The 26,493-nt window shown below is 67.0% G+C and carries 28 protein-coding genes; 17 read left to right on the top strand and 11 right to left on the bottom strand.

Annotated features, from left to right (window positions below; genetic code table 11):
* Positions 1–109: 109 nt before the first annotated feature.
* From eda to zwf, 5 genes are all read right to left on the bottom strand, one after another.
* Positions 110–769, bottom strand: a complete 660-nt coding sequence (gene eda, locus SOM47_RS01870; RefSeq protein ID WP_042614021.1) for a bifunctional 4-hydroxy-2-oxoglutarate aldolase/2-dehydro-3-deoxy-phosphogluconate aldolase — start codon at positions 767–769, stop codon at positions 110–112.
* A gap of 198 nt (positions 770–967) precedes the next feature.
* Positions 968–2,884: a phosphogluconate dehydratase gene (gene edd / locus SOM47_RS01865; RefSeq protein ID WP_320504611.1), complete on the bottom strand. Its 1,917-nt coding sequence runs from the start codon at positions 2,882–2,884 to the stop codon at positions 968–970.
* Positions 2,885–2,925: 41 nt separating this feature from the next.
* Complete coding sequence (pgl, locus tag SOM47_RS01860) at positions 2,926–3,648, bottom strand: 6-phosphogluconolactonase (RefSeq protein ID WP_042614019.1); 723 nt, start codon at positions 3,646–3,648, stop codon at positions 2,926–2,928.
* The gene (glk, locus tag SOM47_RS01855) at positions 3,648–4,655 is read right to left on the bottom strand and encodes a glucokinase (protein WP_101099858.1); all 1,008 of its coding nucleotides are present in this window, start codon (positions 4,653–4,655) and stop codon (positions 3,648–3,650) included. The genes pgl and glk overlap by 1 nt, the downstream gene beginning before the upstream one ends.
* On the bottom strand, positions 4,652–6,088 hold the full coding sequence (zwf, locus tag SOM47_RS01850; RefSeq protein ID WP_320504610.1) for a glucose-6-phosphate dehydrogenase: 1,437 nt from the start codon (positions 6,086–6,088) through the stop codon (positions 4,652–4,654). The genes glk and zwf overlap by 4 nt, the downstream gene beginning before the upstream one ends.
* 342 nt (positions 6,089–6,430) lie before the next feature.
* Between zwf and SOM47_RS01845 the strand changes: the two genes are divergently transcribed.
* Positions 6,431–7,519, top strand: a complete 1,089-nt coding sequence (locus tag SOM47_RS01845) for an ABC transporter ATP-binding protein (protein ID WP_042614016.1) — start codon at positions 6,431–6,433, stop codon at positions 7,517–7,519.
* 103 nt (positions 7,520–7,622) lie between these two features.
* Here the strand turns inward: SOM47_RS01845 and ygfZ are convergent, their stop codons facing one another.
* A complete protein-coding gene (gene ygfZ / locus SOM47_RS01840; RefSeq protein ID WP_320504609.1) occupies positions 7,623–8,495 on the bottom strand; it encodes a CAF17-like 4Fe-4S cluster assembly/insertion protein YgfZ in 873 nt (290 codons plus the stop codon).
* Between the two features lie 39 nt (positions 8,496–8,534).
* Here ygfZ and SOM47_RS01835 point away from each other — a divergent pair, with 39 nt between their 5' ends.
* The 10 genes from SOM47_RS01835 to SOM47_RS01790 all read left to right on the top strand — a co-directional run bounded on the left by SOM47_RS01835 (position 8,535) and on the right by SOM47_RS01790 (position 15,458).
* Positions 8,535–8,708, top strand: coding sequence for a DUF1674 domain-containing protein (locus SOM47_RS01835; protein WP_080335156.1), 174 nt, complete (start codon positions 8,535–8,537; stop codon positions 8,706–8,708).
* Positions 8,709–8,765: 57 nt separating this feature from the next.
* On the top strand, positions 8,766–9,161 hold the full coding sequence (gene sdhC / locus SOM47_RS01830; protein WP_042614014.1) for a succinate dehydrogenase, cytochrome b556 subunit: 396 nt from the start codon (positions 8,766–8,768) through the stop codon (positions 9,159–9,161).
* Entirely contained in the window at positions 9,158–9,544 is a 387-nt protein-coding gene (gene sdhD / locus SOM47_RS01825; protein ID WP_042614013.1) for a succinate dehydrogenase, hydrophobic membrane anchor protein, read from the top strand. The genes sdhC and sdhD overlap by 4 nt, the downstream gene beginning before the upstream one ends.
* A gap of 31 nt (positions 9,545–9,575) precedes the next feature.
* Complete coding sequence (gene sdhA / locus SOM47_RS01820) at positions 9,576–11,366, top strand: succinate dehydrogenase flavoprotein subunit (protein ID WP_042614012.1); 1,791 nt, start codon at positions 9,576–9,578, stop codon at positions 11,364–11,366.
* Between the two features lie 69 nt (positions 11,367–11,435).
* The gene (gene sdhB / locus SOM47_RS01815; RefSeq protein ID WP_042614011.1) at positions 11,436–12,221 is read left to right on the top strand and encodes a succinate dehydrogenase iron-sulfur subunit; all 786 of its coding nucleotides are present in this window, start codon (positions 11,436–11,438) and stop codon (positions 12,219–12,221) included.
* Positions 12,222–12,291: 70 nt separating this feature from the next.
* Positions 12,292–12,540, top strand: a complete 249-nt coding sequence (locus SOM47_RS01810; RefSeq protein ID WP_042614010.1) for an FAD assembly factor SdhE — start codon at positions 12,292–12,294, stop codon at positions 12,538–12,540.
* Between the two features lie 25 nt (positions 12,541–12,565).
* Positions 12,566–12,931 carry a hypothetical protein gene (locus SOM47_RS01805; RefSeq protein WP_320504608.1) on the top strand — a complete coding sequence of 122 codons (366 nt, stop codon included), beginning with the start codon at positions 12,566–12,568 and terminating at the stop codon, positions 12,929–12,931.
* Positions 12,932–12,966: 35 nt separating this feature from the next.
* Entirely contained in the window at positions 12,967–14,208 is a 1,242-nt protein-coding gene (locus SOM47_RS01800; RefSeq protein ID WP_320504607.1) for a lipoprotein-releasing ABC transporter permease subunit, read from the top strand.
* Positions 14,201–14,914, top strand: a complete 714-nt coding sequence (lolD, locus tag SOM47_RS01795; RefSeq protein WP_042614007.1) for a lipoprotein-releasing ABC transporter ATP-binding protein LolD — start codon at positions 14,201–14,203, stop codon at positions 14,912–14,914. Before SOM47_RS01800 ends, lolD begins: the two co-directional genes overlap by 8 nt.
* 106 nt (positions 14,915–15,020) lie before the next feature.
* Complete coding sequence (locus SOM47_RS01790) at positions 15,021–15,458, top strand: DUF6491 family protein (RefSeq protein WP_042614006.1); 438 nt, start codon at positions 15,021–15,023, stop codon at positions 15,456–15,458.
* Here the strand turns inward: SOM47_RS01790 and SOM47_RS01785 are convergent, their stop codons facing one another.
* From SOM47_RS01785 to htpG, 4 genes are all read right to left on the bottom strand, one after another.
* A complete protein-coding gene (locus SOM47_RS01785) occupies positions 15,459–15,728 on the bottom strand; it encodes an oxidative damage protection protein (protein ID WP_042614005.1) in 270 nt (89 codons plus the stop codon).
* 56 nt (positions 15,729–15,784) lie between these two features.
* Positions 15,785–16,882, bottom strand: a complete 1,098-nt coding sequence (gene mutY / locus SOM47_RS01780; protein WP_414715744.1) for an A/G-specific adenine glycosylase — start codon at positions 16,880–16,882, stop codon at positions 15,785–15,787.
* Positions 16,875–18,218, bottom strand: a complete 1,344-nt coding sequence (ftsY, locus tag SOM47_RS01775) for a signal recognition particle-docking protein FtsY (protein ID WP_192083814.1) — start codon at positions 18,216–18,218, stop codon at positions 16,875–16,877. The genes mutY and ftsY overlap by 8 nt, the downstream gene beginning before the upstream one ends.
* Positions 18,219–18,340: 122 nt before the next feature.
* Positions 18,341–20,248 (bottom strand): molecular chaperone HtpG, encoded by a 1,908-nt coding sequence (gene htpG / locus SOM47_RS01770; RefSeq protein ID WP_320504606.1) that lies wholly within the window; start codon positions 20,246–20,248, stop codon positions 18,341–18,343.
* A gap of 662 nt (positions 20,249–20,910) precedes the next feature.
* Between htpG and rsmD the strand changes: the two genes are divergently transcribed.
* From rsmD to SOM47_RS01740, 6 genes are all read left to right on the top strand, one after another.
* Complete coding sequence (gene rsmD / locus SOM47_RS01765; protein ID WP_320504605.1) at positions 20,911–21,489, top strand: 16S rRNA (guanine(966)-N(2))-methyltransferase RsmD; 579 nt, start codon at positions 20,911–20,913, stop codon at positions 21,487–21,489.
* A 26-nt stretch (positions 21,490–21,515) separates the two neighbouring features.
* Positions 21,516–22,025, top strand: a complete 510-nt coding sequence (coaD, locus tag SOM47_RS01760; RefSeq protein ID WP_042612384.1) for a pantetheine-phosphate adenylyltransferase — start codon at positions 21,516–21,518, stop codon at positions 22,023–22,025.
* Positions 22,026–22,107: 82 nt separating this feature from the next.
* Positions 22,108–22,602, top strand: a complete 495-nt coding sequence (locus SOM47_RS01755) for a hypothetical protein (RefSeq protein WP_042612383.1) — start codon at positions 22,108–22,110, stop codon at positions 22,600–22,602.
* A 156-nt stretch (positions 22,603–22,758) separates the two neighbouring features.
* The gene (locus SOM47_RS01750) at positions 22,759–23,040 is read left to right on the top strand and encodes a YfhL family 4Fe-4S dicluster ferredoxin (RefSeq protein ID WP_042612382.1); all 282 of its coding nucleotides are present in this window, start codon (positions 22,759–22,761) and stop codon (positions 23,038–23,040) included.
* Positions 23,037–24,758 carry a gamma-glutamyltransferase gene (gene ggt, locus SOM47_RS01745; RefSeq protein WP_414715743.1) on the top strand — a complete coding sequence of 574 codons (1,722 nt, stop codon included), beginning with the start codon at positions 23,037–23,039 and terminating at the stop codon, positions 24,756–24,758. Before SOM47_RS01750 ends, ggt begins: the two co-directional genes overlap by 4 nt.
* An 80-nt stretch (positions 24,759–24,838) precedes the next feature.
* Positions 24,839–25,726 (top strand): MBL fold metallo-hydrolase, encoded by an 888-nt coding sequence (locus SOM47_RS01740; RefSeq protein ID WP_042612380.1) that lies wholly within the window; start codon positions 24,839–24,841, stop codon positions 25,724–25,726.
* Between the two features lie 81 nt (positions 25,727–25,807).
* On the opposite strand, the gene upp is transcribed toward SOM47_RS01740, so the two are convergent.
* Positions 25,808–26,443, bottom strand: a complete 636-nt coding sequence (upp, locus tag SOM47_RS01735) for a uracil phosphoribosyltransferase (RefSeq protein ID WP_192083810.1) — start codon at positions 26,441–26,443, stop codon at positions 25,808–25,810.
* Positions 26,444–26,493: the final 50 nt, after the last annotated feature.

Here is a 26,493-nt window from a genome sequence, read left to right as displayed (position 1 = left end):
GGTGGGTGACGACCGTTGGTCGTGGTGGGTGACGACCGTTGGTCGTCACGCTCTTGCCCCCGCCGAGCATGGCTCGGCGCTACCACTCGCCGGACCCGGGAGCTATCGCTCAGCGACCGCGCACCCGCGCCACGATCTTCGCCGCGCCGGCGGCCGCATCGCGCACCTTGTCCCACGCCCCGTCGGCGATCCAGTTGCCCGGCACCATCCACGAACCGCCGATGCAGACCACGTTCTTCTGCTCCAGATACTCCGCGGCGCTGTCTTCGGTAATGCCACCGGTCGGGCACAGCTTCAGGTCCGGCACCGGTCCGGCCAGGCCCTTGATCATCGCCAGCCCACCCACGGCGGTCGCCGGGAACAGCTTGCAGACCCGGAAACCGCGCGCGTAGAGCGCCAGCAGTTCGGTCGGCGACGCCGCACCGGGCACCACCGGCAGCGGCGCAGCAGCCAGTGCATCGGCCATGTGCGACGGCGTGCCCGGGGTGACCAGGAAGTCCGCACCGGCATCGATGGACTGCTGCATCTGCTCCACCGTCAGCACCGTGCCGGCACCGACGACCACGCCCGGCAGCTCGCGCTTCAACATCGCCAGCGCTTCCATCGCCACCGGCGTACGCAGGGTCAGCTCGATGGCCGGCAAGCCGCCTTCCAGCAGCGCCGCACTGACCGCCCGCGCCTGATCCAGCGTATGCACCGTGACCACCGGCAGGATCCCCGCCGCCGTCAACATTTCCGCCGCCCGCACCTGATGCTGCTGAATGCTCATGCCCTGCTTTTCCTTTTTATTTATCTGCGACGCGTGGATGCGCCGACGTGTGTCCGAGGTGGCGGTGGGAATGCCGCCGCCGGGACCGCTCTCGCGCACGACGCGCGAGTGCGAGCCCCCATGGATGGGTTCACGGCGTGTCCTGGCGGCGGCATTCCCACCGCCACCGCCAGCCGACCAACCCGCCGCGCAACGCGCTCAGGCGTCCTTCGACTCGTGCGGTGCATCCGCCGCCGCGGCGTCATGCCCCAGCTCATATTCCGCATCGTAATCCCACGCACTGCCATCGGCCGCCGCCGGCCCGCACGAAATGGAGATCGCGCCCTGGTCGGCCGGCCCCACCACCAGGCGGTTCACCGCGAACAGATTACGTCCCAGATCGTTGGCCGCTGGCGCGGTGTTCGGCGCATGCGTGCGTGCCGTCCATTCGGCCTCGTCGACCAGCACCTCCAGCGTGCCCGCCTCACCATCCAGGCGGATGATGTCGCCCTCGCGCAGCTTGCCCAGCGGGCCGCCGCGGGCGGCTTCCGGGGTCATGTGGATCGCCGCCGGAATCTTGCCCGACGCACCCGACAGGCGACCATCGGTCACCAGCGCCACGCGCCGGCCCTGATTCTGCAGCAGGCCCAGCAGCGGTGCCAGCGAATGCAGTTCCGGCATGCCGTTGGCACGCGGCCCCTGGTAGCGCACCACGGCCACGAAGTCCTGCGGCAGCAGGCCGGCGGCATGCAGCTTGTTCAGCACCTGCGGCGCATCCACGACCACCGCAGGGGCCTCGATGCTGCGGTACTGCGGCTTCACCGCCGAAAGTTTGATCAGCGAACGACCGAGGTTGCCGCGCAGCAGGCGCAGGCCGCCCTGGCTTTCGAAGGGATTGTCCACGCCGCGCGCGACGTCTTCATCAGCACTGCGGATGATGCCGTCCACCCAGACCACCTGGCCGTCCTGCAGGCGTGGCTCGCGCGCGTAGTCGGCCATGCCACCGCGTGCCACGGTGACGATGTCACCGTGCATCAGCCCGGCGCGGATCAGCTCGCCGAACACGAAGGCGGGGCCGCCTGCGGCCGCGAAGCGGTTCACGTCGGCCTCGCCATTGGGGTACACCCGGGTCAGCAGCGGGATCAGCTGGGACAGCTGGTCCATGTCGTCCCAGGTCACCACGATGCCGGCGGCGCGGGCCACCGCGATCCAGTGGATGGTGTGGTTGGTCGAACCGCCGGTGGCCATCAAGGCGACGATCGCGTTGATGATCGCGCGCTCGTCGATGATCCGTCCGATCGGCCGGTAGTCATCGCCCAGCGCGGTCATTTCCAGTGCACGCACGGTCGCTTCGCGGGTCAGCGCGCCGCGCAGGGTCTGTTCCGGGTTGACGAACGAGGCGCCCGGCAGCTGCACGCCCATCGCTTCCAGCAGCACCTGGTTGGAGTTGGCCGTGCCGTAGAACGTGCAGGTGCCCGCGCCATGGTAGGAGGCCGCTTCGGCTTCCAGCAGTTCCTCGCGGGTGGCTTCGCCGGCGGCATAGCGCTCGCGCACTTCGGCCTTCTGCTTGTTCGGAATGCCCGGAGTCATCGGCCCGGCCGGCACGAACACCGAAGGCAGGTGGCCGAAGGCCAGCGCGCCGATCAGCAGCCCCGGCACGATCTTGTCGCACACGCCGAGGTAGATCGCCGCATCGAACATGTCGTGGCTGAGCCCGATCGCGGTGGACTGGGCGATGACATCGCGCGAGAACAGCGACAGCTCCATGCCGCCGCGGCCCTGGGTCACGCCGTCGCACATCGCCGGCACGCCGCCGGCCACCTGCGCGGTCGCGCCCCATTCGCGGGCGATCTCACGGATCTGCTCGGGATAGGTCTCGAACGGTTGGTGCGCCGACAACATGTCGTTGTAGGAGGTGATGATGCCGAGGTTCGGCGTCACCCCGCCACGCAGGCGGCCCTTGTCGGTGCCACCGCAGGCGGCAAAGCCGTGGGCAAGGTTGCCGCAGCTCAGGCGGCTGCGGAACGGGCCATCGCGCAGGGCGGCGTCGATGCCGGCCAGGTAAGCGGCGCGCGAAGCGGCGCTGCGGCGCACGATGCGCTCGGTGATGGCGTGCAGTTGCGGATGCAGACTCATTGGCTACCAGCGTGGAAGAGGTGGCGAGAGGGAACGTCGGATCAGTCGGCCCAGTGCACGCGCAGGCGCGGGCCGGGCTGGTCGATGGCGGCGAGGATCGGGTACTGCTGGACATCGTTGCTGTCCAGTGCGTGCTGCAGGACTTCCAGTTTCTGCTTGCCGCGCAGCAGCAGCAGGCGCTGGCGGCAGGCGCGCAGGCCGTGCGGGGTCAGCGTGATGCGCAGCGGCCACTGGTTCGAGCCGGGGCAACCGGTCGCGTCCAGTGCGGCATAGGGCAGGGTGCTTTCCAGCGCGCGTTGCAGATCGCGCGATCCCGGGAACAGCGAGCAGGTATGCCCGTCATTGCCCATGCCCAGTGCGACCACGCTCGGTGGCAGGCTGTACTGCGCCTGCAGGTTGGCGGTATAGACGCACTCCGGCAACGGCTTGCCGATGCGCACCAGCGGATCGAAATGAGCCCCTTCGGCGCGCTGCAGGAAGCTTTCGCGGACCAGGTGGGCGTTGCTGTCGCGATCCTGCGGCGACAGCCAGCGCTCATCGGCCAGGCTCACTTCCACCCGGTCCCAATGCACGTCCAGTTCGGCCAGTGCCTGGTACACCGGGGCCGGCGTGGTGCCGCCGGACAGCAGCATGCGCGCGCGGCCGTGTTCGGCGATGTCGGTGTTGAGGATCTTCGCCATGTCGGCGGCGACCGCTTCGATCCAGCCGTCGGCCTCGCGGTGGGCGATGAACTCGACGCGATCAGAAGAGAACGGGGTAGGCATCAGGCAGCAGCTCCAGCGACGGCGCACTCGGCATCGACGGCGTACGCCGCCGCACCCAGCAGGCCCGGATTGGGATGGATCACCGCCAGCGACGGCACCCGGCCCATGATCGAAGAGAAGCGCCCCTTGTGTTCGAAGCGCTGGCGGAAACCGGAATGCTGCAGTGATTCCAGCATGCGCGGCACCAGTCCGCCGGTCAGGAATACGCCGTCCCATGCGCCCTGTATCAGCACCAGGTCGCCGGCGATGGCGCCGAAGATCGCGCAGAACAGGTCCACCGCGCGCATCGCCTGCGGATCACCCGCGCCGGCGCGTGCGGTGACGTCGGCCGGCTTCAGGTGGCCCGGGTCGAAACCGGCCATCTCGCATACGGCGCGATGGATGTTGACCAGGCCGGGGCCGCAGATCAGGCGTTCGTTGGAGACACGGCCGAAGGTTTCCGAGAGGATTTCCAGGATGCGGATTTCTTCCGGCGTGCCCGGCGGGAAACTGACATGGCCGCCCTCGGTTTCCAACGGGAAGCAGCGGTCGTGGCGGATCACCAGGCCACCGACGCCCAGCCCGGTGCCCGGGCCGATGACGCCGTAGTTGGCCGGCGCACCGCTGCGTCGTGGGCTCCAGCTGGCGCCACCGATCTGCACCACGTCCTTGGGTTGCAGCAGCGAAATGGCCATCGCCTGGGCAGCGAAATCGTTGATCAGGTGCAGCTCGGTAAAACCGAGCATGGCGGCGGTGCGGCTGCGCGAAATCACCCAGGGGTGATTGGTGATGCGGGCTTCATCGCCGTCCACGCGGCCGGCCACCGCGAACACACCGCGGCTGGCTTCGGCACCCACTTCCTGCAGGTAGTGGCGGGCGGCATCGCCGAGCGAAGGGAAGTCCACCACCGGGAATTCGCGGATGCTGTCTTCCAGCAGCGGCGTGTCATGCGCGGTGTCCGCCAGCGCGAAGCGCGCGTTGGTGCCGCCGATGTCGGCGACCAGGATCGGCTGCGCCAGCACCGTCATGCCTTGTCCCCGGCCGTGCCGCCATCGACATCGCCGGGCAGGAAGCCGGCTGCGGCGTCCGGTCCCCACGAACCGGCGGGGTAGGGCTGCAGCGGCAGCGCGGCGTCCTTCCAGGCATCGGCCACACTGTCGATCCACTGCCAGGCTGCGCGCACTTCGTCATCGCGTACGAACAGCGCATGGTTGCCGTTGAAGGCATCCAGGAACAGGCGTTCATAGGCGATGCGGCGGTGCAGGCCGGTCGGCACGGACAGCTCCAGTTCCAGCGGCTGCAGTTCCAGCGCGCCCCATTCCGGGCCGGCCAGGCTGCTCATCAGGCCCAGTTCGATGTTCTCCTGCGGCTGCAGCTGGAACACCAGTCGGTTTGGCGTGGCCTGGCCGCGGTGCGGACGTTCGAACAGCCAGTGGGTGACCGGCTTGAGGGTCACCACCACGCGGCTGGTGCGCTCGGGCAGGCGCTTGCCGGTGACCAGGTGGAACGGCACGCCGCTCCAGCGCCAGTTGTCGATGTGCGCGGTGACGCCGGCGAAGGTTTCCACGTCGCTGCCTTCCGGCGGCTGGTAGGCCTGTGCGGGTTGGCCGTCGATGGTGCCGGCGGTATAGCGGCCACGGACGCTGTCACGCGCGGCGTGCTTGGCATCCAGCGGACGCAGCGAGCGCAGCACCTTGACCTTTTCATCGCGGATGCGGTCGGCTTCCAGCGATGCCGGCGGCTCCATCGCCACCAGGCACAGCAGCTGCAGGATATGGCTCTGCACCATGTCACGCAGCGCGCCGGAGCGTGCGTAGTAGGCATCGCGGCCGTCCACGCCTTCGCTCTCGGACACCAGGATGTGCACCGATTCGATGTAGTTGCGGTTCCAGACCGCTTCCAGCAGCGTATTGCCGAAGCGCAGTGCGATCAGGTTCTGCACCGCTGCCTTGCCCAGGTAATGGTCCAGGCGGAATACGCGGTCTTCGTCGATCCACTGGCCGATGGTGCCGATGATCTGTTCGGCACTTTCGCTGTCGCTGCCGATCGGCTTCTCCAGCATCAACCTGTGCGGTGCCGCCAGCGCGCCCCCCTTGGCCAGCCCTTCGCAGGTGGAGATGTACAGGCCCGGCGGGATGGCCAGGTAGCTGACGCAGCGGCGGTCGACCAGGTCGGACACCGCTTCGGCCACCGAATCGGCGTTGCGCAGGTCCACCGAGCGGTAGTCGATGCGCTGCAGCAGCGAGGCGATGTCCTCGCCGGTGGCCAGGGGCATGGCCTGCTGCAGGCGCGGGCGCAGGATGTCCCGGAACGCCGCGGTGTCATGCGGTGAGAGCGCCAGGGCGCGGACCTTGAAGTCTTCCGGCAACAGGCCGTCGCCAAGCAGGCGCAGCAATGAAGGGAAGAGGTAGCGCTGGGCCAGATCGCCGGTGGCGCCGAACAGGAAGAGGGTATCGTGCATCGCTCGAGTTTCAGATCCGGGTGACATCGTTGTCAATCGCTGCCTGGCTGGGTTCCGGGGAAGGTTTGGCACTGCTTTGTCCGCCTGCTGCAACGGGCCATCCGGCGTCTGCCGATACGACCCGCCACGGGCGGGCGGGGTACTGTCCGTACATCGTGACGCAGATGATGCGTTCCGACCTAGGGATACTGCCACGTGAAAACGTTTACATGGCAGAATGTGCAACTGTATTCGATTGCATTGGCGCCGTCATGCGGCACTGAGGCAAAAACACTGCCGTCGGGAGGGCCGAAGGCAGTCCACGTGCAACAGCCCCGGTGACGGGCGGACTGGAAGAGTGATATGGCAAAAGTGCAGTTGCAGGGTGTGCGCAAGGTCTACGACAACGGCCAGGTCGCGGTGAAGGACGCTACCTTCGAGGTCGCCGATGGCGAGCTGATGGTATTGGTCGGCCCGTCGGGCTGCGGCAAGTCGACCCTGCTGCGGATGATCGCCGGGCTGGAAGAAATCAGTGGCGGTACGCTGACCATCGGCGAGCGCGTGGTCAACGACGTGGCGCCGAAAGACCGCGACATCGCCATGGTGTTCCAGAGCTACGCGCTGTATCCGCACATGACCGTGGCGGAGAACCTGGCCTTCGGGCTGAAGCTGCGCGGCCACGACAAGGCCACCATCGACAAGCGCATCAGCGAAGCGGCGCAGACGCTGGGCCTGACCGACATGATGGACAAGCTGCCCAAGGCGATGTCCGGTGGGCAGCGCCAGCGCGTGGCGCTGGGCCGTGCTCTGGTGCGCGAGCCGGCGGTGTTCCTGCTGGACGAGCCGCTGTCCAACCTGGATGCCAAGCTGCGCCACAGCGTGCGCACCGAAATCGCGCAGCTGCACCGCAAGCTGGGTACCACGATGATCTACGTCACCCATGACCAGGTCGAAGCGATGACCCTGGGCCAGCGCATCGTGGTGCTGAAGGACGGCGTGATCCAGCAGATCGACACGCCGATGGAACTGTACGACCGTCCGGCCAATCTGTTCGTGGCGGGCTTCCTCGGCAGCCCGGCGATGAACGTGCTGCGTGGCACCCTTCAGGGTAGTGCGGCCGGTGTGGTGGTGCGCGATGGCGACTGGACGGCGCCGCTGGGCCAGGCGACCATCGATCCGCGCTGGCTGGACAAGGCGATCGCGGTGGGCGTGCGCCCGGAGCACCTGCAGCCGGCCGACGCCGGTGCCGAATGGACGTTCGATGCGCGCATCGAAGGCATCGAGCCGGTAGGCAACGAAATCTTCGTGAACCTGGTCAGCGGCCAGCATGCGCTGACCATGCGGGTGGCGCCGCGTGCGCTGCCGGCAGTGGGCGAGACGCTGAAGCTGGCCGTGCAGCCCAATGCGCTGCATTTCTTCGATGCGGAAACCGGCGAACGCCTGGGCGCCTGATCGGGGTAGCGACGGCCGCTGGCCGTCAGCCACATCGGTAGTGACGGCCGCTGGCCGTCAGCAGGCTGCATGACGACCAGCGGTCGTCACTACCCAAGCGCGGTCAGCGCGCCAGGCCATCGCGCAGCGGCAACCGCTGCGCCGGTTCTCCGCCCACGCTGAGCGTCCCATCGCTGGTTTCCAGCGGCAACACCGCCAGTGCCAGCCCATCGGCCACGCTGGCAATGCTGCCCAGCACGCTGCCGTCCTGCTCGACGCTGGTGCCGGGCTCTGCGGGCGCCGACAGCTGCAGCAGCTGCAATGCACGCTTGGCCTTGCCAAGGAAATGCGTGCGCGCGACGATTTCCTGGCCGGGGTAGCAGCCCTTGCGGACGCTGTAACCGTGCAGCCGATCCAGTCCCAGCTGCTGCGGGGTCCAGTGTTCGCGCTGGCTCGGCACCAGGCGGGGCAGGCCCAGCCGCAGGTCGGCCTGGCGCCACGCGGCGGTCAATGCCGCATCGGCGTCCGCCGTCTTGATGTCGGCCTCCGTCGGGGTGATGCGCATCACCCGCAACAGATCCGTTCCGCCAAGGTCCAGTTCCAGCAGTTTTTCCAGCGAACCGGCCACGGCTGCGCCGACCGCGGCCTGCGGTGCAGCGAAAGCAGCCCGCACCTGAAGGTCGTCGCGGCGCGTGATTTTCACCTTCCGACGGAACACAAAACGCTGCAACTGCGAAGCAATCGCATCTGCATCGCCGTCAGCGAAGACCAGCAGGAGCGCGTCGGAGCTCAGCCGGATGAGCTGAAACACCGCGATCGTGCGGCCTTTGGCGGTCAACCACGCACTCCAGTGCCAATGCGAATCGCTCAGCGCGGCCACATCGCTGGAGAACTGCGCCTGCGCAAACGTCGCCGCATCGGGGCCGGAAAGGGAGACCAGCTGGCGGTCTTCCAGCAGGGCATATGCAACTAAATCAGGGGAAAGGTTGTCAGGCACGTGAACGAGGTCTAGAATTTGTGCGTTGCGAGAATCCTGATGATAGGCCAAACAACCCCCACTCCCGACACCGAAACTGAAGCCCCGCTGGATCCGACGGCGCCCGCGCCCGAAGGCATGCCTGCCGAGCAGAAGGAATACGGTGGCCGCGGCGGACTTGATCCGGTGCGCTACGGTGATTGGGAGAAAAACGGACGCTGCATCGATTTCTGATCCAGCATTGAGCCAACGCGGCATTGTGCCGCCCAGCCGAGACAACGAGCCCAGCGAATGGCGAGCAGAGAACGTCCCCTATCCCCGCACCTGCAGGTGTACCGCTGGCAGATCCAGATGGTTGCCTCGATCCTGCATCGAGCCACCGGCATCATCCTGTCGGTGGGCGCCCTGATCATTGCCGGCGGCCTGCTCGCCCTGATGATGGGTCCCGCGTCCTGGACCTGTTTCACCGACCACGCCGGTGCCTGGTACGGCCAGCTCATCCTGTTCGGATGGACCTGGGCCTTCGCCTACCACCTGCTCAACGGCATCCGCCACATGTGCCAGGACTTCGCCATCGGCATGAGCATTCCTTCGTTCGTGCGCAGCGCGTGGATTTCGGTGATCGGCTCGCTGCTGATCACCGCCTTGGTGTTCGGCTACGTGCTGCTTGCCGGAGGTGCTGCATGAGCCGTTTCCGCACCCCGCTGAAGAACGTGCGTGGCCTGGGTGCCGCCAAGACCGGCACCGAACACTTCGTCAACCAGCGCCTGACCGCCACCGCGCTGGTCGTGCTGTCGATCTGGTTCCTGGTGTTCGTGGTCGGCCTGATGGGCGACGACCATGCGACCGCCATGGCCGCCGTCGCCAAGCCGTGGAATGCGATCCTGGTGGTCGGCTTCCTGGTGGCCATGTTCTGGCATGCCCAGATCGGCCTGCAGGTGGTCCTTGAGGACTACATCCATAATTCGCTGCTGGCCGTCGCGCTGCAGACCACGGTGAAGTTCATCGCCGTGCTCGGCGCCATCGTCAGTGTGTTCGCTGTGGTCCGCATCGCGCTCGGCGCGGCCTGAACCCAGGCACCAAGACAGGAATACAGAGTAGATGTCCGCTTACAAGATCACCGAACACAAGTACGACATGGTCGTGGTGGGCGCCGGCGGTGCCGGTCTGCGCGCGACCTTCGGACTGGCTGCCAAGGGCCTGCAGACCGTGTGCCTGACCAAGGTCTTCCCGACCCGTTCGCACACCGTTGCCGCCCAGGGCGGCATCTCCGCCGCGCTCGGCAACATGGGCGAGGACGACTGGCGTTACCACTTCTACGACACGATCAAGGGCTCGGATTGGCTGGGTGACCAGGACGCCATCGAGTACATGTGCCGCGAGGCCATCCCGGCGATCATCGAGCTGGAACACTACGGCGTGCCGTTCAGTCGTACCGAAGAGGGCAAGATCTACCAGCGCCCGTTCGGTGGCATGACCACCAAGTACGGCGAAGGCCCGGCGGCGCAGCGCACCTGCGCGGCGGCCGACCGTACCGGCCACGCCATGCTGCACACGCTGTACCAGCAGTCGTTGAAGCACGATGCGCGCTTCATGATCGAGTACTTCGCGCTGGACCTGATCTTCGACGAAGACGGGACCTGCCGCGGCGTGCTGGCCATCGACATGGCCGAAGGTTCGCTGCACCTGTTCCGCGCCCAGGGCGTGGTGCTGGCCACCGGCGGCTACGGCCGTGCGTACTTCAGCGCCACCTCGGCCCACACCTGCACCGGCGACGGCGGCGGCCTGGCCATGCGCGCGGGCATCGCGATGCAGGACATGGAGTTCGTGCAGTTCCACCCGACCGGTATCTACGGCGCGGGCTGCCTGATCACCGAAGGCGTGCGCGGCGAAGGCGGCATCCTGCGCAACAGCAGCGGCGAGCGCTTCATGGAGCGCTACGCACCGCACTACAAGGACCTGGCATCGCGCGACGTGGTCGCACGTTCGATGACCGTGGAAATCCGCGAAGGCCGCGGCGTCGGCGAGCACAAGGACCACATCCTTCTCGACCTGACCCATCTCGGCCCGGGCGTGATCGACGACAAGCTGCCGGGTATCGCAGAAAGCGCGCGCATCTTCGCCGGCGTGGACGTGCACAAGCAGCCGATCCCGGTCATCCCGACCGTGCACTACAACATGGGCGGCATCCCGACCAACTTCCACGGTGAAGTGGTGCGCATCGACGGCGACAACCCCGATGCGGTGATCCCGGGCCTGTACGCCATCGGCGAAGCGGCCTGCGTGTCGGTGCATGGCGCCAACCGCCTGGGTTCCAATTCGCTGCTGGACCTGGTGGTGTTCGGTCGTGCGGTGGCCAACCGCTGCGCCGAGACGATCAAGCCGGGCGCTACGCACAAGCCGCTGCCGGCCGATGCCTGCGACAAGGCACTGGGCCTGCTGGACAAGCTGCGCTACGCCAAGGGCGATACGCCGACCTCGGTGATCCGCGACAACATGCAGCGGACCATGCAGGCCGATGCCGCGGTGTTCCGCACCAGCCAGACGCTGAAGGAAGGCTGCGAGAAGATGGCCGGCATCTTCGATTCGTTCCAGGACGTCAAGGTCAGCGATCGCTCGCTGGTCTGGAACTCGGACCTGATCGAAACCTACGAGCTGAACAACCTGCTGCTCAACGCAGTGGCGACGATCAACTCGGCCGAGCAGCGCAAGGAAAGCCGTGGTGCGCATGCGCACGAAGACTTCCCGGACCGCGACGACGTCAACTGGCACAAGCACACGCTGGTCAAGGTCGATGACAAGGGCAAGTGCAGCTTTGATTACCGTCCGGTGCACATGTACACGCTGACCGATGAGGTTGACGTGGTGCCGCCGAAGCCGCGCGTGTACTGATCGCGACCCCCGCCTACCATGCAATCCGCGCCTTGACGGCGCGGGCCGCCTGAGCCAACGAGAGCAGCCATGGCCGAGTTTTCCCTGCCGAAGAATTCAAAGATCACGAAGGGCAAGCACTTCGCCGCCGCCAGCGGTGCGAAGAACCTGCGTACCTTCAAGGTCTACCGCTGGAGTCCGGACGACGACAGCAACCCGCGTACCGATACGTATGAGATCGACCTCGACGCGTGCGGCCCGATGGTCCTGGACGCGCTGATCAAGATCAAGAACGAGATTGATCCGACGCTGACCTTCCGTCGTTCGTGCCGCGAGGGCATCTGCGGTTCGTGCGCGATGAACATCGACGGCACCAATACGCTGGCCTGCACCCGCGCCATCGCCGACTGCGGCAAGGCCGAAGTGCCGATCTACCCGCTGCCGCACATGAGCGTGGTCAAGGACCTGGTGCCGGACCTGACCCACTTCTACGCGCAGTACGCTTCGATCAAGCCGTGGATCCGCACGCAGACCCCGGCACCGCCGGACCGCGAGCGCCTGCAGTCGCCGGAAGACCGCAAGAAGCTGGACGGTCTGTATGAGTGCATCCTGTGCGCCTGCTGCTCCACCAGCTGCCCGAGCTACTGGTGGAATGGTGAGCGTTACCTGGGCCCGGCGATCCTGCTGCAGGCCTATCGCTGGATCATCGATTCGCGTGATGAGGACACTGGTGCGCGCCTGGACGATCTGGAAGATCCGTTCAAGCTGTACCGCTGCCACACCATCATGAACTGCGCACGAACCTGCCCGAAGGGCCTGAACCCGGCGCTGGCGATTGCCGAGATCAAGAAGCTGATGATGGCGCGTCGCGCCTGAGTGGTGCGGTTGCCGTGAAGTACCCCGCGACGCCGAGCCCTGCTCGGCGTTGCGCTATCCGGGAATGACGATGGACGAAGCGATCCTGTTGAAGAAGCTGCGCTGGCGTTGCCGCCGCGGCATGCGTGAGCTGGACCAGCTGTTCGAGCATTACCTCGACCGCGAGTGGGCCACGGCCCCGGCCGAAGAACGCGAGGTTTTCCTGTTCCTGCTCGATTGCGAGGACGATAAGTTGTGGCGGTGGTTCATGGGTTACGAGGCCTGCCCGCATGCACACGCCGTCCCCTTGCTCGACCGGATCCGTACCCTCAAGGCTTGAATGGCGTCCATCGCGGCTGCAGGCCGTGGCCGAGGCGGTGGTGCTGCTGGCCGCACCGTGGTTGATCAGCGCCAGTGGGATGCCGGTGCGGCTGCAGCCGCCGGCCGTGCTGCTGTGCTGGTTTGTGCAGGCAGTGCTGCTGTGGCGGCGGCTGGGTGCGCCGCGTCGCGTGCTGTGGTTGCAGGACGCGACGCGCCCCCTGCTGCTGGACGGACTGGAGCTGGAAGATCCTGCGCTGCACGTGCGCGGCCCGTGGCTGCAGCTGCGCTGGCAGGGTCCGGGGAAAACGCGCGGCGTGCTGCTTTTCTGGCCGGATGTGCTGTCTCCCGGGCAACGACGTGAACTGCGTCTGGCCGTCCGTGCACGCCAGGTTTCCCGTAAGCCGCCGTAGGTGGCACCATACGCTGAATCTATTGGCGCACCTGCATGTTCAAACCCATTCCCGTGTCCATCGGCCTGCGCTACCTGCGGGCCAAGCGCCGCAACGGCTTCATCTCCTTCATTTCGATGGCATCGATCCTCGGCATCGCGCTGGGCGTGACGGTGCTGATCACCACGCTGGCGGTGATGAGTGGTTTCCAGAAGGAAATCCGCGACCGCCTGCTGCAGATGTCCGCGCATACCACCATCAGCCGCGACGGCGAGCCGATGAGCGACTGGCAGCGCGCCGTGGACGTGGCTTACCAGGATCCGCGCGTGGCCGGTGCCGCGCCGTACATCGAGATCCAGGCGATGATCAGCGGCCCCCGCGTGCAGGGCGCGCTGGTGCAGGGCGTGGACCCGGCGATGGAGCCGAAGGTCTCGGTGGTTGCCGAGAAGATGAAGAAAGGCCGCTTCGACAGCCTCACGCAGGGCAGCTACAACATCATCCTCGGCCAGGAGCTGGCGACCTGGCTGGGCGTGGACGTCGGTGACCAGGTGGTGGCGACGCTGGCCGAAGTGCAGGGCACGCCGATGGGCGCGATCCCACGCATGAAGCGGTTCACCGTCAGCGGCATCTTCGAAGCCGGCTACAACGAGATCGACCGCGGCGTGGCGTTCGCCAACATGAAGGACCTCGAGCGCGTGCTGCGCATCGATGGCGCCACCGGCGTGCGCCTGAAGCTGCATGACATGGACCAGGCGCTCACCGTCGGGGTGGACCTGGCGCAGCGCCTGGGCGGTGCCTACCGGGTCAGTGACTGGACCCAGCAGAACGCCAACCTGTACCACTCGCTGCGCATGGAGAAGGTGGTGATGGGCATCCTGCTGTCGCTGATCATCGCGATGGGCGCCTTCAACCTGGTGTCCTCGCAGGTGATGCTGGTGACCGACAAGCAGGCCGACATCGCCATCCTGCGCACGCTGGGGCTGACCCCGCGCGGGGTGATGGGAGTGTTCATGGTGCAGGGTTCGCTGATCGGCATCATCGGCACGGTGGCCGGCGTGATCGGCGGCATCACCCTGACCCTCAACCTGGAACGCATCCTCGGCGCCATCGAGGCGGTGTTCAACGTCAAGCTGCTGCCGGAAGATGTGTATTACATCACCGGCCTGCCAACCGACATGCAGACCGCCGACATCGTGGTGATCACCGTGGTGGCGCTGCTGATGAGCTTCCTGGCCACCCTGTACCCGGCGTGGCGCGCCGCTCGCACCCAGCCCGCGGAGGCGCTGCGTTATGAATGAGGTTTTCTCCCCCGGCCAGGAAGTGATCCGCGCGCAGGCGCTGGGCAAGACCTACGCCGAAGGCCGGATGCATACCCCGGTGTTCGATGGCCTGGACCTGCAGGTCAGCGCCGGCGAGACCGTGGCGATCATCGGTGCCTCCGGTGCCGGCAAGAGCACGCTGCTGCACCTGCTGGGCGGGCTGGACACGCCGAGTGCGGGCGAGGTGTTCGTCACCGGCCAGCAGATGTCCACGCTGTCCGACGGCGCCCGTGGCCTGCTGCGCAATCGGGCGCTGGGCTTCGTGTACCAGTTCCACCACCTGCTGCCGGAGTTCACCGCGCTGGAAAACGTGATGATGCCGGTGCTGCTGGGCGGCGGCGAAGTGGCGGCGGCCAATGACCGCGCCAGGCAGTTGCTGGAGTCGGTCGGCCTCGGCCATCGCCTGCAGCACAAGCCCGGTGAGCTGTCCGGTGGTGAGCGCCAACGGGCCGCCGTGGCCCGCGCACTGGTCAACCAGCCGGCCTGCGTGCTCGGCGACGAACCCACCGGCAACCTGGATGACCGCACCGCCGGCACCGTGTTCGAGCTGATGCTGGAACTCAACCGCGCCCGGCATACCTCGCTGGTGCTGGTCACCCATGACCGCAGCCTGGCGCGCAAGCTGGACCGCGTGCTGGAACTGCGCGAAGGCAAGCTGCACGCATTGGCCCACGCCGACGTTTGACGGGTAGTGACGGCCGCTGGCCGTCAATGCTTTTACGGCCGGCGGCCGTCACTACCGGGTTCACGGGCGTGCTGCATCATCAGCTTCATCTCCATGGAATCCCGCCATGAAACGCCTGATCCTTGTCTTCCTGTGCGTCAGCCTTGCGGCCTGTGCCAGCAGCGGGCGATTGAGCAGCGTTGAGCGGCTGGCGCTGTACCGCGCCCACGCCGGTGCGCCGCAGAACGACATGCCCTTCCAGGGCAGCCTGAACGGCTGGAACGAACTGGGCGACAGCGCACTGGCGGTCTGGACGCGGCCGGGCCAGGCGTTCCTGCTGGAGCTCACCGGGCCGTGCCCGGACCTGCCGTACGCGCAGGCGATCGGGCTGACCAGCCGGGTCGGGCGGGTATCGGCGCGGCTGGACAAAGTGCTGGTGCGCGGGCCGGGCCCGGGGCCGCAGATGCCGTGTTACATCGGCAGTATCCGCCCGCTGGACGTCAAGGCGCTGCGCGCTTCAGAGCAGCAGCTTCGGCACGCGCAGGCCGAAGCGCGCCAGGAATGATCAGGCTTCGGGCACGAAGCCCGGCGGCTTTTCCGCATTGCCGGCGAACAGGTACTTGACCAGTTCTTCTTCCAGGAACGCGCGGTGCTTGGGATCGCGCGGTGACAGCCGGTTTTCGTTGATCAGCATGGTCTGGTGGGCCAGCCAGGCGCTCCAGGCCGGCTTGCCGATGTTGGCGAAGATGCGCTGGCCGAGCTCGCCGGGGTAGGGCACGAAATCGAGGCCTTCGGCGTCGGCTTGCTGGTACTGGCAGAAAATGGTGCGGGGCATGGGCAGGTACTCGTGTTCGAAGCAATAGTGTAGCGCCGAGCCACGCTCGGCGGCCTTCAGCGCGCCTGCAGCAGCTTGCGGATGGGCGCGGGCAGGCCCAGCGCGGGCAGGTCCTTGGCCGCCACCCAGCGCAGCATCGGATGCTCGTGTTTCAGGCCTTCCACGCGGGTGCGTAGTACTTGCAGGTGCAGGCGGTAATGACTGAAGGTGTGCTGCAGCACGGGCAGTTCCTCGGCATCTTCCAGGGCCCCATCAACGTTCCCATCGAACCACGCCTGCAGCGCCATGCCGCTGTCGGCCTGCGGCAGGGTCCATAGCGATGCCCAGATGCCGGTCTCCGGTCGCTTCTGCAGCAGCACGCGGCCGTGTCTGTCGTGCAGCCACAGGGCCATCGCTTCCCGCTCCGGCAGCACTTTGCCCGGCTTGGCCGTCGGCAGCTCGGCGGTGCGCCCGTCGCGGCGCGCCACGCAGTGGTCCTGCAGCGGGCAGATCACGCAGGCCGGTCGGCTGCGCGTGCACAGCGTTGCACCCAGGTCCATCTGCGCCTGGGTGTAATCGGCCATCCGTCCGGCCGGCACGTGTGCCACGTGCGCTTCGGCCAACGTCCACAGCGGCCGCTCGACAGCCGGCAGGCCGGGGAATCCTTCGATGCCGTGGTAGCGGGTCAGCACGCGTTTGACGTTGCCATCCAGGATGGCGAACGGATCATTCCAGGCCTGGCTGAGGATCGCCCCGGCGGTGCTGCGGCCGATCCCCGGCAGTGCGTGCAGCGCATCGAAATCACGCGGCAGCTCGCCGCCGTGGGCGTCCACGCAGCGCGTGGCGGCGGCATGCAGGTTGCGTGCGCGGGCGTAATAGCCGAGCCCGGCCCACTGCGCCATCACCGCATCGTTGTCGGCCGCGGCGAGGTCGGGCAGGGTGGGGAAGTGCTGCAGGAATTTCAGGAAGTACGGGATGACCGTCGCCACCTGGGTCTGCTGCAGCATGATCTCCGACAGCCACACCCGGTACGGCGTGCGCGGATGCTGCCAAGGCAGGTCGTGGCGACCGTGCTGTTCAAACCAGTGCAGCAGCCGAGCGACGAACCGGTCATCACCGCCGGCGGCCGACGCCTGCGGTGGCGTGGCCGCAACCGCGGTGGCGGCCTCAGGCACTGCCGAGTGCTTCAGGCAGCAATGCGTCGACGAAGGCTTCCGGATCGAACACGCGCAGGTCTTCCGGCCGCTCGCCGATGCCGGCGAAGCGGATCGGGATGCCGAACTCCTGGGCCAGTGCGAACACCACCCCGCCCTTGGCGGTGCCGTCCAGCTTGGTCACCACCAGGCCGGTGACATTCACCGCCGCGTTGAACTGGCGCAGCTGCGAGAGTGCGTTCTGGCCGGTGGTGCCATCGATCACCATCAGCACTTCATGCGGCGCGCCGGGATCGATCTTGCCGAGCACGCGGCGGATCTTGCCCAGCTCGTTCATCAGGCCGGACTGGGTGTGCAGGCGCCCGGCGGTATCGGCGATCAACACCGAGGTGCCACGTGCCTTGCCGGCCTGCAGCGCATCGAATGCCACCGATGCGGCATCGGCGTTCTGGCCTTGGGCAATCACGGTGACGCCGTTGCGGTCACCCCAGGCCTGCAGCTGCGCCACGGCGGCAGCGCGGAAGGTATCGCCGGCGGCCAGCATCAGGCTGTGGCCTTCGTCCTTGAAGCGCTTGGCGAGCTTGCCGATGGTGGTGGTCTTGCCGACGCCGTTGACGCCCACGGTGAGTACCACGAACGGCTTTGCGTTGCGGTCGATCAGCAACGGCTTGGCGACCGGTTTCAGGATGGCGATCAGGTCTGCACGCAGGGCGGCCAGCAGCGCATTGGCATCGGCGAACTCGCGCGACTTCATGCGCCTGCGCAGGCTTTCCACCAGGGTCGTGCTGGCGGTGACGCCCACGTCCGCGGTGATCAAAGCAGTCTCGATTTCATCCAGCAGGTCATCGTCGAGCTTGGGATTGCGTGAGAACAGGCCACCGAAGCTGCGTGCGAAGGTGCTGTTGCGCAGGCGCTCGCGCCAACCGGTCTTACCGGCCGGGGCGGGCTCGGCATCGACCAGCACGGGCAGGTCGGCGGCGGGGGCGGCCGGTGCCGGTGCCGGGGTAACCGGGGCCAGCGGCGCAAGTACCGCGGCGGCGGCAAGGGCTTCGGCTTCGAAATCTTCTGGCGCCAGCACGCGCTCCGGCGCGGGCGTGGCCACGGGTGCGGCAGGTGCAGCGGCAGGTGCCGGGGTAACGACAGGCGCTGCTGCAGGCGGTTGGGCAACCGGCTGCGGTGCTGCTTCCGCTACGGGTGCAGGGGCCTCCGTTACCGGCGCGGCGACCGGCTCCGGCGGCGGCGCCGGCCTGGCCGAAGGAAACGCAGCGGCGAGCTCTTCAGCCGAATAGTGCTGGGTCTTGGGCGCATCGACCTGCGAGGCGTCCTGGGCTTTTTTGCGGCGGAAGAAACTGAGCATTGGCAGGTAACGGCTTTAGATCAGGGGGTAGATTACCACCGGGCCCGTCAGGGCCCGTGTGGATGGGGGATCAATGCAGGGGTAGCGCCGAGCCATGCTCGGCGAGCGTAGCGGCCGCCAGATCAGGCAGACAGTTCCAGCAACAGCTTGTTCAGGCGCGCCACGTAGGCACCCGGATCCTTGAGGCTGTCACCCGCGGCCAGCGCGGCCTGGTCGAACAGCACCCGGCCGAGGTCATCGAAGCGCTCGCCATCGGCTTCAGCATCGAGCTTGGCGATCAGCGGATGGCCGGGGTTGATCTCCAGCACCGGCTTGCTCTCGGGCACCTTCTGCCCGCTCGCTTCCAGGATCTGGCGCATCTGCAGGCCCAGGTCCTGCTCGCCGATGGCCAGCACCGCCGGCGAATCGGTCAGGCGGTGCGACACGCGCACTTCGGCCACGTCATCGCCGAGCGCGGTCTTCAGCCGCTCCACCAGCGCCTGCTTGTCCTTGGCCGCCGATTCCTGCGCCTGCTTGTCTTCCTCGCTTTCCAGCGCGCCCAGGTCCAGGTCGCCGCGTGCGATATCCACGAAGCGCTTGCCGTCGAAGTCGGTCAGATAGCCCATCAACCACTCGTCGATGCGGTCGGTCAGCAGCAGCACTTCGATGCCCTTCTTGCGGAACACTTCCAGGTGCGGGCTGTTGCGCACCTGGGTGTAGCTCTCGCCGGTCAGGTAATAGATCTTGTCGTGGCCCTCGGCCATGCGGCCCAGGTAATCGGCCAGTGACACCGTCTGCGCATCGCCTTCGCCGCGGGTGGAGGCGAAACGCAGCAGGCCGGCGACCTTTTCGCGGTTGCTGTAATCCTCGGCCGGGCCTTCCTTCAGCACCTGGCCGAACTCCTTCCAGAACGTGGCGTACTGCTCCGGCTTGTCCTTGGACAGCTTCTCCAGCATGTCCAGCGAGCGCTTGGTCAGCGCGGACTTCATCGAATCGATGACCGGGCCGGACTGCAGGATTTCGCGCGAAACGTTCAGCGACAGGTCGTTGGAATCGACGACGCCCTTGATGAAGCGCAGGTACAGCGGCAGGAACTGCTCGGCCTGGTCCATCACGAACACGCGCTGCACGTACAGCTTCAGGCCCTTCGGGGCCTCACGGTGGTACAGGTCGAACGGCGCGCTGCCGGGCACGTACAGTAGCGAGGTGTATTCCAGCTTGCCTTCGACCTTGTTATGGCTCCAGGCCAGCGGGTCGCTGTGGTCATGCGCCACGTGCTTGTAGAACTCGGTGTACTCGGCGTCGGTGACCTCGGTGCGCGGGCGCGTCCACAGCGCGCTGGCGCGGTTGACGGTCTCCCATTCCACCGCCGGTGCGTCGGTCTCGCCTTCGACCGGGGCAGCTTCCTTCGGCATCTGGATCGGCAGGCCGATGTGGTCCGAATACTTCTTCAGGATGCTGCGCAGGCGCCAGCCATCGGCGAAATCATGCTCGCCATCCTTCAGGTGCAGCACGATGCGGGTACCGCGCTCGGTCTTTTCCACCGCAGCGATGTCGAACTCGCCTTCGCCGCGCGAGGACCAGCGCACGCCTTCGGCGGCCGGCGCGCCAGCACGGCGCGAGAACACATCGACCTGGTCGGCGACGATGAAGGCGCTGTAGAAGCCCACGCCGAACTGCCCGATGAGCTGCGAATCCTTCTTCTGGTCGCCGGACAGCTGGCGCAGGAACTCGCCGGTACCGGACTTGGCGATGGTGCCCAGGTGGGCGATGGCTTCCTCGCGGCTCATGCCGATGCCGTTGTCTTCGATGGTCACCGTGTGGGCGTCGGCATCGAAGCTGACCCGCACGCGCAGCTCGTTGTCACCTTCCAGCAGCGCCGGCTGGGTCAATGCCTCGAAGCGCAGCTTGTCGGCAGCGTCGGCGGCATTGGAAACCAGTTCGCGCAGGAAGATTTCCTTGTTCGAGTACAGCGAATGGATCATCAGCTGCAGCAGCTGCTTGACCTCGGTCTGGAAGCCAAGGGTTTCGGTCTGGGTCGTTTCAGTCATTGCGTGGGGCTCCGTGTCATCGCCGCGCCAGCATGTGCGGCCTGGGCAAGGGGTGAGGGTGATTGTCCCGTTATCAAGGCCTCCGGTTGGCCAGCGAACGGCGCAGCCCCTCGTGGTGGGTCGCTGGGAGCGGTTTACTGTGATTGGCCGGGCGGTGGGGCTGGTCGGGGGACGGCAAGAGCCGCTCCTGCGGGCCTCGTTTCGCGGCATCCTTGCCGCTCAACGCCCCCGCCCAGCCCCACCGCCCGGCCCTGAGACATGTCCGGTGCGCCCACCACGGCAAAGAAAAAGAAGAGCGGGATGGCCGGCCGCGCCCCGCTGAGGGCCACGGATACAGTCCGCCGACCATGGGTCGGCGCTACCGCTTTTTCTTTTCTTTTTTTTCTTACGTGGCGGCGCGCGCGCGGACTGTCAGGGCCGGGCGGGAGGGGTTGGTGGGGGCGTGGAGCGCCAGGGATGGCGCGACACGAGGCCCGCATGGATGCAGTTTCTGCCGTCCCCCACCAACCCCTCCCGCCCGGCCCAATCTCAGGACACCCAAGCTCTACGCGGACCACCACGAGGGGCTCCGCCGTTCGCTGCAGACGGCGCTGCCGCTACAATCCCACCATGCTGAATTCCATGAACCAGACCCGTGCACGGGTCAATCCCGGCCGCGCGCCGTGAGCGGCCGCAACGGAAACGAAGGCCAGGTCCGCATCATTGGCGGGCAGTGGCGCAATACCCGGCTGCCGGTGCCGATCCTGCCCGGCCTGCGCCCCAGCAGCGACCGCGTGCGCGAAACCCTGTTCAACTGGCTGATGCCCCGGCTGGGCGGCGCGCGCGTGCTGGACGTGTTCGCCGGCAGCGGCGCGCTGGGGCTGGAGGCGGTGTCGCGTGGCGCGGCCCATGCCACCCTGGTCGAACGCGATCCGCAGCTGGTCGCCAACCTGACCGCCGTGGTCACCAAGCTGAAGGCCGAGGCCCGCGTGCAGGTGGTGCAGGCCGATGCGCTGCGCTGGCTGCAGTCCGCCGCACCGGCACAGGCCAGCATCGCCTTCGTCGATCCGCCGTTCGCCGCTGGGCTGTGGGACAGCACGCTGGCGCTGCTGCCACGGCACCTGGCCGCCGATGCCTGGCTGTACCTGGAATCGCCGGACGGGCAGGCTCCGGCCTTGCCGGCGGAGTGGCTGCTGCACCGCGAAGGCGGCACCCGCGAGGTGCGCTTTGCGCTGTACCGGCGCGCCGCTGCTACACTTTGACCCAATCTGAACGTTCACGACCGCACATGACCGTCGCCAATCGTCGCATCGCTGTCTATCCGGGCACCTTCGACCCCATCACCAACGGTCACATCGACCTGGTGAACCGGGCAGCGCCGCTGTTCGAAAAGGTGGTGGTGGGCGTCGCACAGAGTCCGTCCAAGGGCCCGACGCTGCCGCTGGAGCTGCGCGTGCAGCTGGCTCGCGGGGCGCTGTCGCACCATGACAACGTGGAAGTGATCGGCTTCGACACCCTGCTGGCGCACTTCGTGCGCTCGGTCCAGGGCGGCATCCTGCTGCGCGGCCTGCGCGCGGTCTCCGATTTCGAGTACGAGTTCCAGATGGCCAGCATGAACCGCCACCTGATCCCGGAAGTCGAAACCCTGTTCCTGACGCCAGCCGAGCAGCACAGCTTCATCTCGTCCTCGCTGGTACGTGAAATCGCACGCCTGGGTGGCGACGTGTCGGGCTTCGTGCCGGCGTCGGTGCTCGATGCGCTGCGCAAGGCCCGCGAAGCCAAGGCGGCGCAGGCCTGATCCACCCGCCCGTGGCGGATGACCGCCGTCGGCACCTTTTTGTATCCACCGCAATCCACAGAACCACCACGGGAGATCATCCATGAACACCACCATGCGCGCGATGCTGCTGGCCTCGCTGGCCCTGGCCTTCACTGCCTGCAAGAAGGAAGAAGCCCCGGCCGCCGCTGCCGATGCACAGCAGGCGCTGGTCGCCCCGGCCAAGGACGACGATGCCGGCTGGAAGAAGTACCTGCAGACCGTCGCCGTGCAGAACATGGGCACCGTGACCAACAGCCCGTTCCTGTATTACCTCGCACCGGAATCGGATCCGGAGTTCGCTGCCAAGTTCGAGCGCCAGACCGAGAGCGCCACCCAGGCCGTCGCCCGTGGCGTACAGCCGGGCAACATGCTGGCCTTCGGTTCTTCGGCATCGGGCAAGATGGCCGACATGATCCAGGTCGTGTTCAAGGACGTGTCGCCGGATTCGATGAAGAACGTGCGCGTGCTGTTCATCGGCGACGCCGCTGACAATGCCCGCGTGCAGTCGGTCGTGCAGCCCACCGGTGCCGACTACGTTTTCGTCGAAGCCAAGTAATTCCCGTGCGGTAGCGGCCACGCCAACCGGCGTGGTCGTGGGCGGCGCCTTCGTGGCGGCGCCCCTGACCGGCCCGCGCGCCCGCGCAGGCCGGTGCCAGTCCAGCATCCCGGCCCCCTGCGGCAGGATGCGGTGCGCGGGCGAGGAGTCATCGCCGTGTCGCTGAAAATCAACGAGCTCTGCGTCAACTGTGACGTCTGTGAGCCAGCCTGCCCCAACCAGGCCATCTCGATGGGTGAAACCATCTACGTGATCGACCCTGCGCGCTGTACCGAGTGCGTGGGCCATTTCGACGAAGCCCAGTGCGTGGTCGTCTGTCCGGTCGAGTGCATCGACCCGGATCCGGACATCGTCGAGACACATGACCAGCTGATGGCCAAGCTGCGTGGCCTGCAGCACGATCACCCCGAACTCTACGCGGAGCCCCCATCCGAATGAACCCGATTCTGCGCCCTCTGTTGCTGCTGGGCCTGCTGCTGTCCGCGCCGCTGGCCCACGCTGATGCCCCGGCACGTGCCGCCCATCCCGATGGTGCCGCCATCGCCAGTGGCCACCAGCTTGCGACGCAGGCCGGCATGCAGATCCTGGCGCAGGGCGGCAATGCCTTCGACGCGGCCGTGGCGGTGTCGTCCACGCTGGCCGTGGTCGAGCCGATCAGCTCCGGGCTGGGCGGTGGTGGGTTCTTCCTGCTGCACGATGCGGCCTCCGGCAAGGACCTGATGCTGGACGCGCGCGAGACCGCGCCGGCCGCCGCCACCGAGTCGGCGTTCCTGGACAAGGACGGCAAGCTGGATCGTGACCGCTCGGTCAACGGCGCCTGGTCGGCCGGCATCCCCGGGCTGCCCGCCGCGCTGGTGGAGTTGTCGTCCAAGCACGGCAAGCTGCCGCTGAAGACCTCGCTGCAGCCGGCCATCCGCATTGCCCGCGAAGGCTTCCCGGTATATGCGCGGATGGCCAGGGGCTACCAGTCGCGGCGTGAAGTGATGGAGCGTTATGCCGGTACGCGCGAGGTGTACCTGCGCAACGGCAAGCCGATCGCCGAGGGAGACACCTTCCAGCAACCGGAACTGGCGCGCACCCTGGAACGTTTGGCGGAAGGGGGCTTCGATGGGTTCTACCGCGGCCAGACCGGCACGCTGCTGCTGGCGGGCGTGAAGCAGGCCGGTGGCCGCTGGACCGCCGAAGAACTGGCCGGTTACACGGTGAAGGCGCGCGAGCCCATTGTGTTCGACTACAACGGCTGGAAGATCACCACCGCACCGCCGCCGTCGTCCGGTGGCATCGCGCTGGCGGGCATGCTGCAGATCCTGGAAGGCTGGGACATCAAGTCGATGGATGAGGCGCACCGCGCCCACCTGGTGGTGGAAGCGATGCGGCGCGCTTACCGCGACCGCACCTTCTTCCTGGGCGATCCGGATTTCGTCGACATCCCGCAGAAGGTGCTGACCAGCAAGGATTACGCACAGGGCCTGCGTGCCACCATCCATCCGGAGAAGGCGACCCCCAGCGACCTGCTGTCGGGCAATCCGACCCCGCTGGAAGACGACGAAACGACGCATTTCTCGATCATCGACCGCGATGGCAACCGCGTCGGCGCGACCCAGACAGTGAACCTGCTTTACGGCTCGGGCCTGATTCCGAAGGGCACCGGGGTGCTGTTGAACAACGAGATGGACGACTTCGCGCTTAAGCCGGGCACCCCCAACGCGTTCGGCGTGATGGGTTACGCCGCCAACGCACCGAAGGCGGGCAAGCGCATGCTCAGCTCGATGACCCCGACCTTCATGGAAAACGCTGACAAGGTGGTGGTACTGGGCACGCCCGGTGGCAGCCGCATCATCACCATGGTGCTGCTGGGCATCCTGGGGTACGACCAGGGGCTGACCGCACAGCAGGTCGCCGCGCTGCCGCGCTACCACCACCAGTGGCTGCCCGATGCGATCGAAGCGGAAACCAACGCCTTCGATGCCGGCACCATCAAGCAGCTGCAGGCGATGGGCCACAAGATCGACCTGCCGGGTGACAGCGCCGCTGGCGGTCGCGGATCCAGCCACGTCTGGGGCAACCTGCAGACCGTCGAATGGGATCGCCGCAGCAACACGCTGTACGGCGGCAGCGACCCGCGCAACCCGGTCGGCAGCGCCGAGGTGAAGTGATCCGGTCACGGTCGTGCCGAGCCCTGCCCGGCGGGGCGGGGCTAGCGATTATTTAACGCTGGCTGACCGATACTTGCCGCATGAAACTATGGTCGATCCGCGGCAACACGCAGCGCCTGGACGGCGGTGCGATGTTCGGCAACGCACCGCGCGCGGTGTGGGAAAAATGGGCAGTGCCCGACGAGCTCAACCGTATCGAACTGGCCTGCCGTGCGCTGCTGGCCAGCCCGCTGGAAGGCAAGACAGTGCTGTTCGAAACCGGCATCGGTGCGTTCTTCGAGCCGCGCCTGCGCGAACGTTACGGCGTGCAGGAAAACCAGCACGTGCTGATTGATTCGCTGCGGGAAGCCGGCTTCGAGCACGAAGACATCGACGTGGTGGTCCTGAGCCATCTGCATTTCGACCACGCTGGCGGCCTGCTGGCGCCGTGGGTGGAAGGGCGTGCGCCGGAACTGCTGTTCCCCAATGCCACTTTCGTGGTGGGCGCCGAACACTGGCAGCGTGCACTGCAGCCGCATCCGCGCGACCGTGCCAGCTTCATCCCCGAATTGCCTGCACTGCTCGAGCAGAGCGGCCGGCTGGAGGTGGTGCAGGGCGAATATTCCAGGGTGCTGGGCCGCAGCGTGCGTTTCAGCTTCAGCGACGGCCATACCCCGGGGCTGATGCTGGCGGAGATCGTCGGCCAGCCGGGCAGGGACGGGCAGGCACATGGCGGGGTGGTGTTCTGCGCCGACCTGGTGCCGGGTCGTTCCTGGGTGCACGTGCCGATCACCATGGGCTACGACCGCAATGCCGAACTGCTGATCGACGAGAAAAAACAGTTCCTCGAAGACAAGCTGGCGCGCAACGTCCACCTGTTTTTCACCCACGACCCGCAGGTGGCGCTTGCGCAGCTGCAGCGCGACGACAAGGGCCGTTTCGTGACCGTGCACGAGCACAGCGAACTCAAGGCCCGCGCCCTCGCCTGAAAAAGGGGACGGAGGGAATTAAGGCGCAATCGGCCGGATCACCGCCAATTGCGACTTAATTCCCTCCGTCCCCTTTTTTTGTCAGCCGATCACGCGGGTGCCGAATATGCGATCGCCGGCATCGCCGAGGCCCGGCAGGATGTAGCCCTTTTCGTTCAGATGGTCGTCGATGGCGGCGGTGTAGATCTGCACGTCCGGATGGACGGCCTGCACCGCGGCGATGCCTTCCGGTGCGGCGACCAGGAAGATGCCCTTGATGCGGCGGGCGCCGGCACGCTTGAGCATGTCGATGGTGGCGATCAGGGTGCCGCCGGTGGCCAGCATCGGGTCGAGGATCAGCGCATCGCGCTCTTCCAGGCGGCCGGTCAGGCGCTCGAAGTAGGGCACCGGCTGCAGCGTCTCTTCGTCGCGCTGCAGGCCGACCACGCTGACCCGGGCCGCCGGGATCAGCGACAGCACGCCGCTGAGCATGCCCAGGCCGGCGCGCAGGATCGGCACCACCGTGATCTTGGCGCCCGCGATGCGCTGCACCGTCACCGGGCCGGACCAGCCGTCCATGGTGTGCGATTCGGTGTCCAGGTCGGCGGTGGCCTCATAGGCCAGCAGCGTGCCCAGCTCGTTGGCCAGTTCGCGGAAATCCTTGGTGCTGAGCGCAGCGTTGCGCATCAGGCCGATCTTGTGCTGCACCAGCGGATGGCGCACTTCGACGATGTTCATGGGGGGCGGGAAAGGGGAAAGGCAGAGGCCTGTATTCTGCCGCAGCGCGC

Origin of the sequence: Stenotrophomonas sp. CFBP8980, assembly GCF_034046095.1 — a bacterium.
GTDB classification, from domain to species: domain Bacteria; phylum Pseudomonadota; class Gammaproteobacteria; order Xanthomonadales; family Xanthomonadaceae; genus Stenotrophomonas; species Stenotrophomonas lacuserhaii.
Note: the sequence above shows the minus strand (reverse complement) of the source record. Positions and strands in the feature narration are given on the sequence as shown.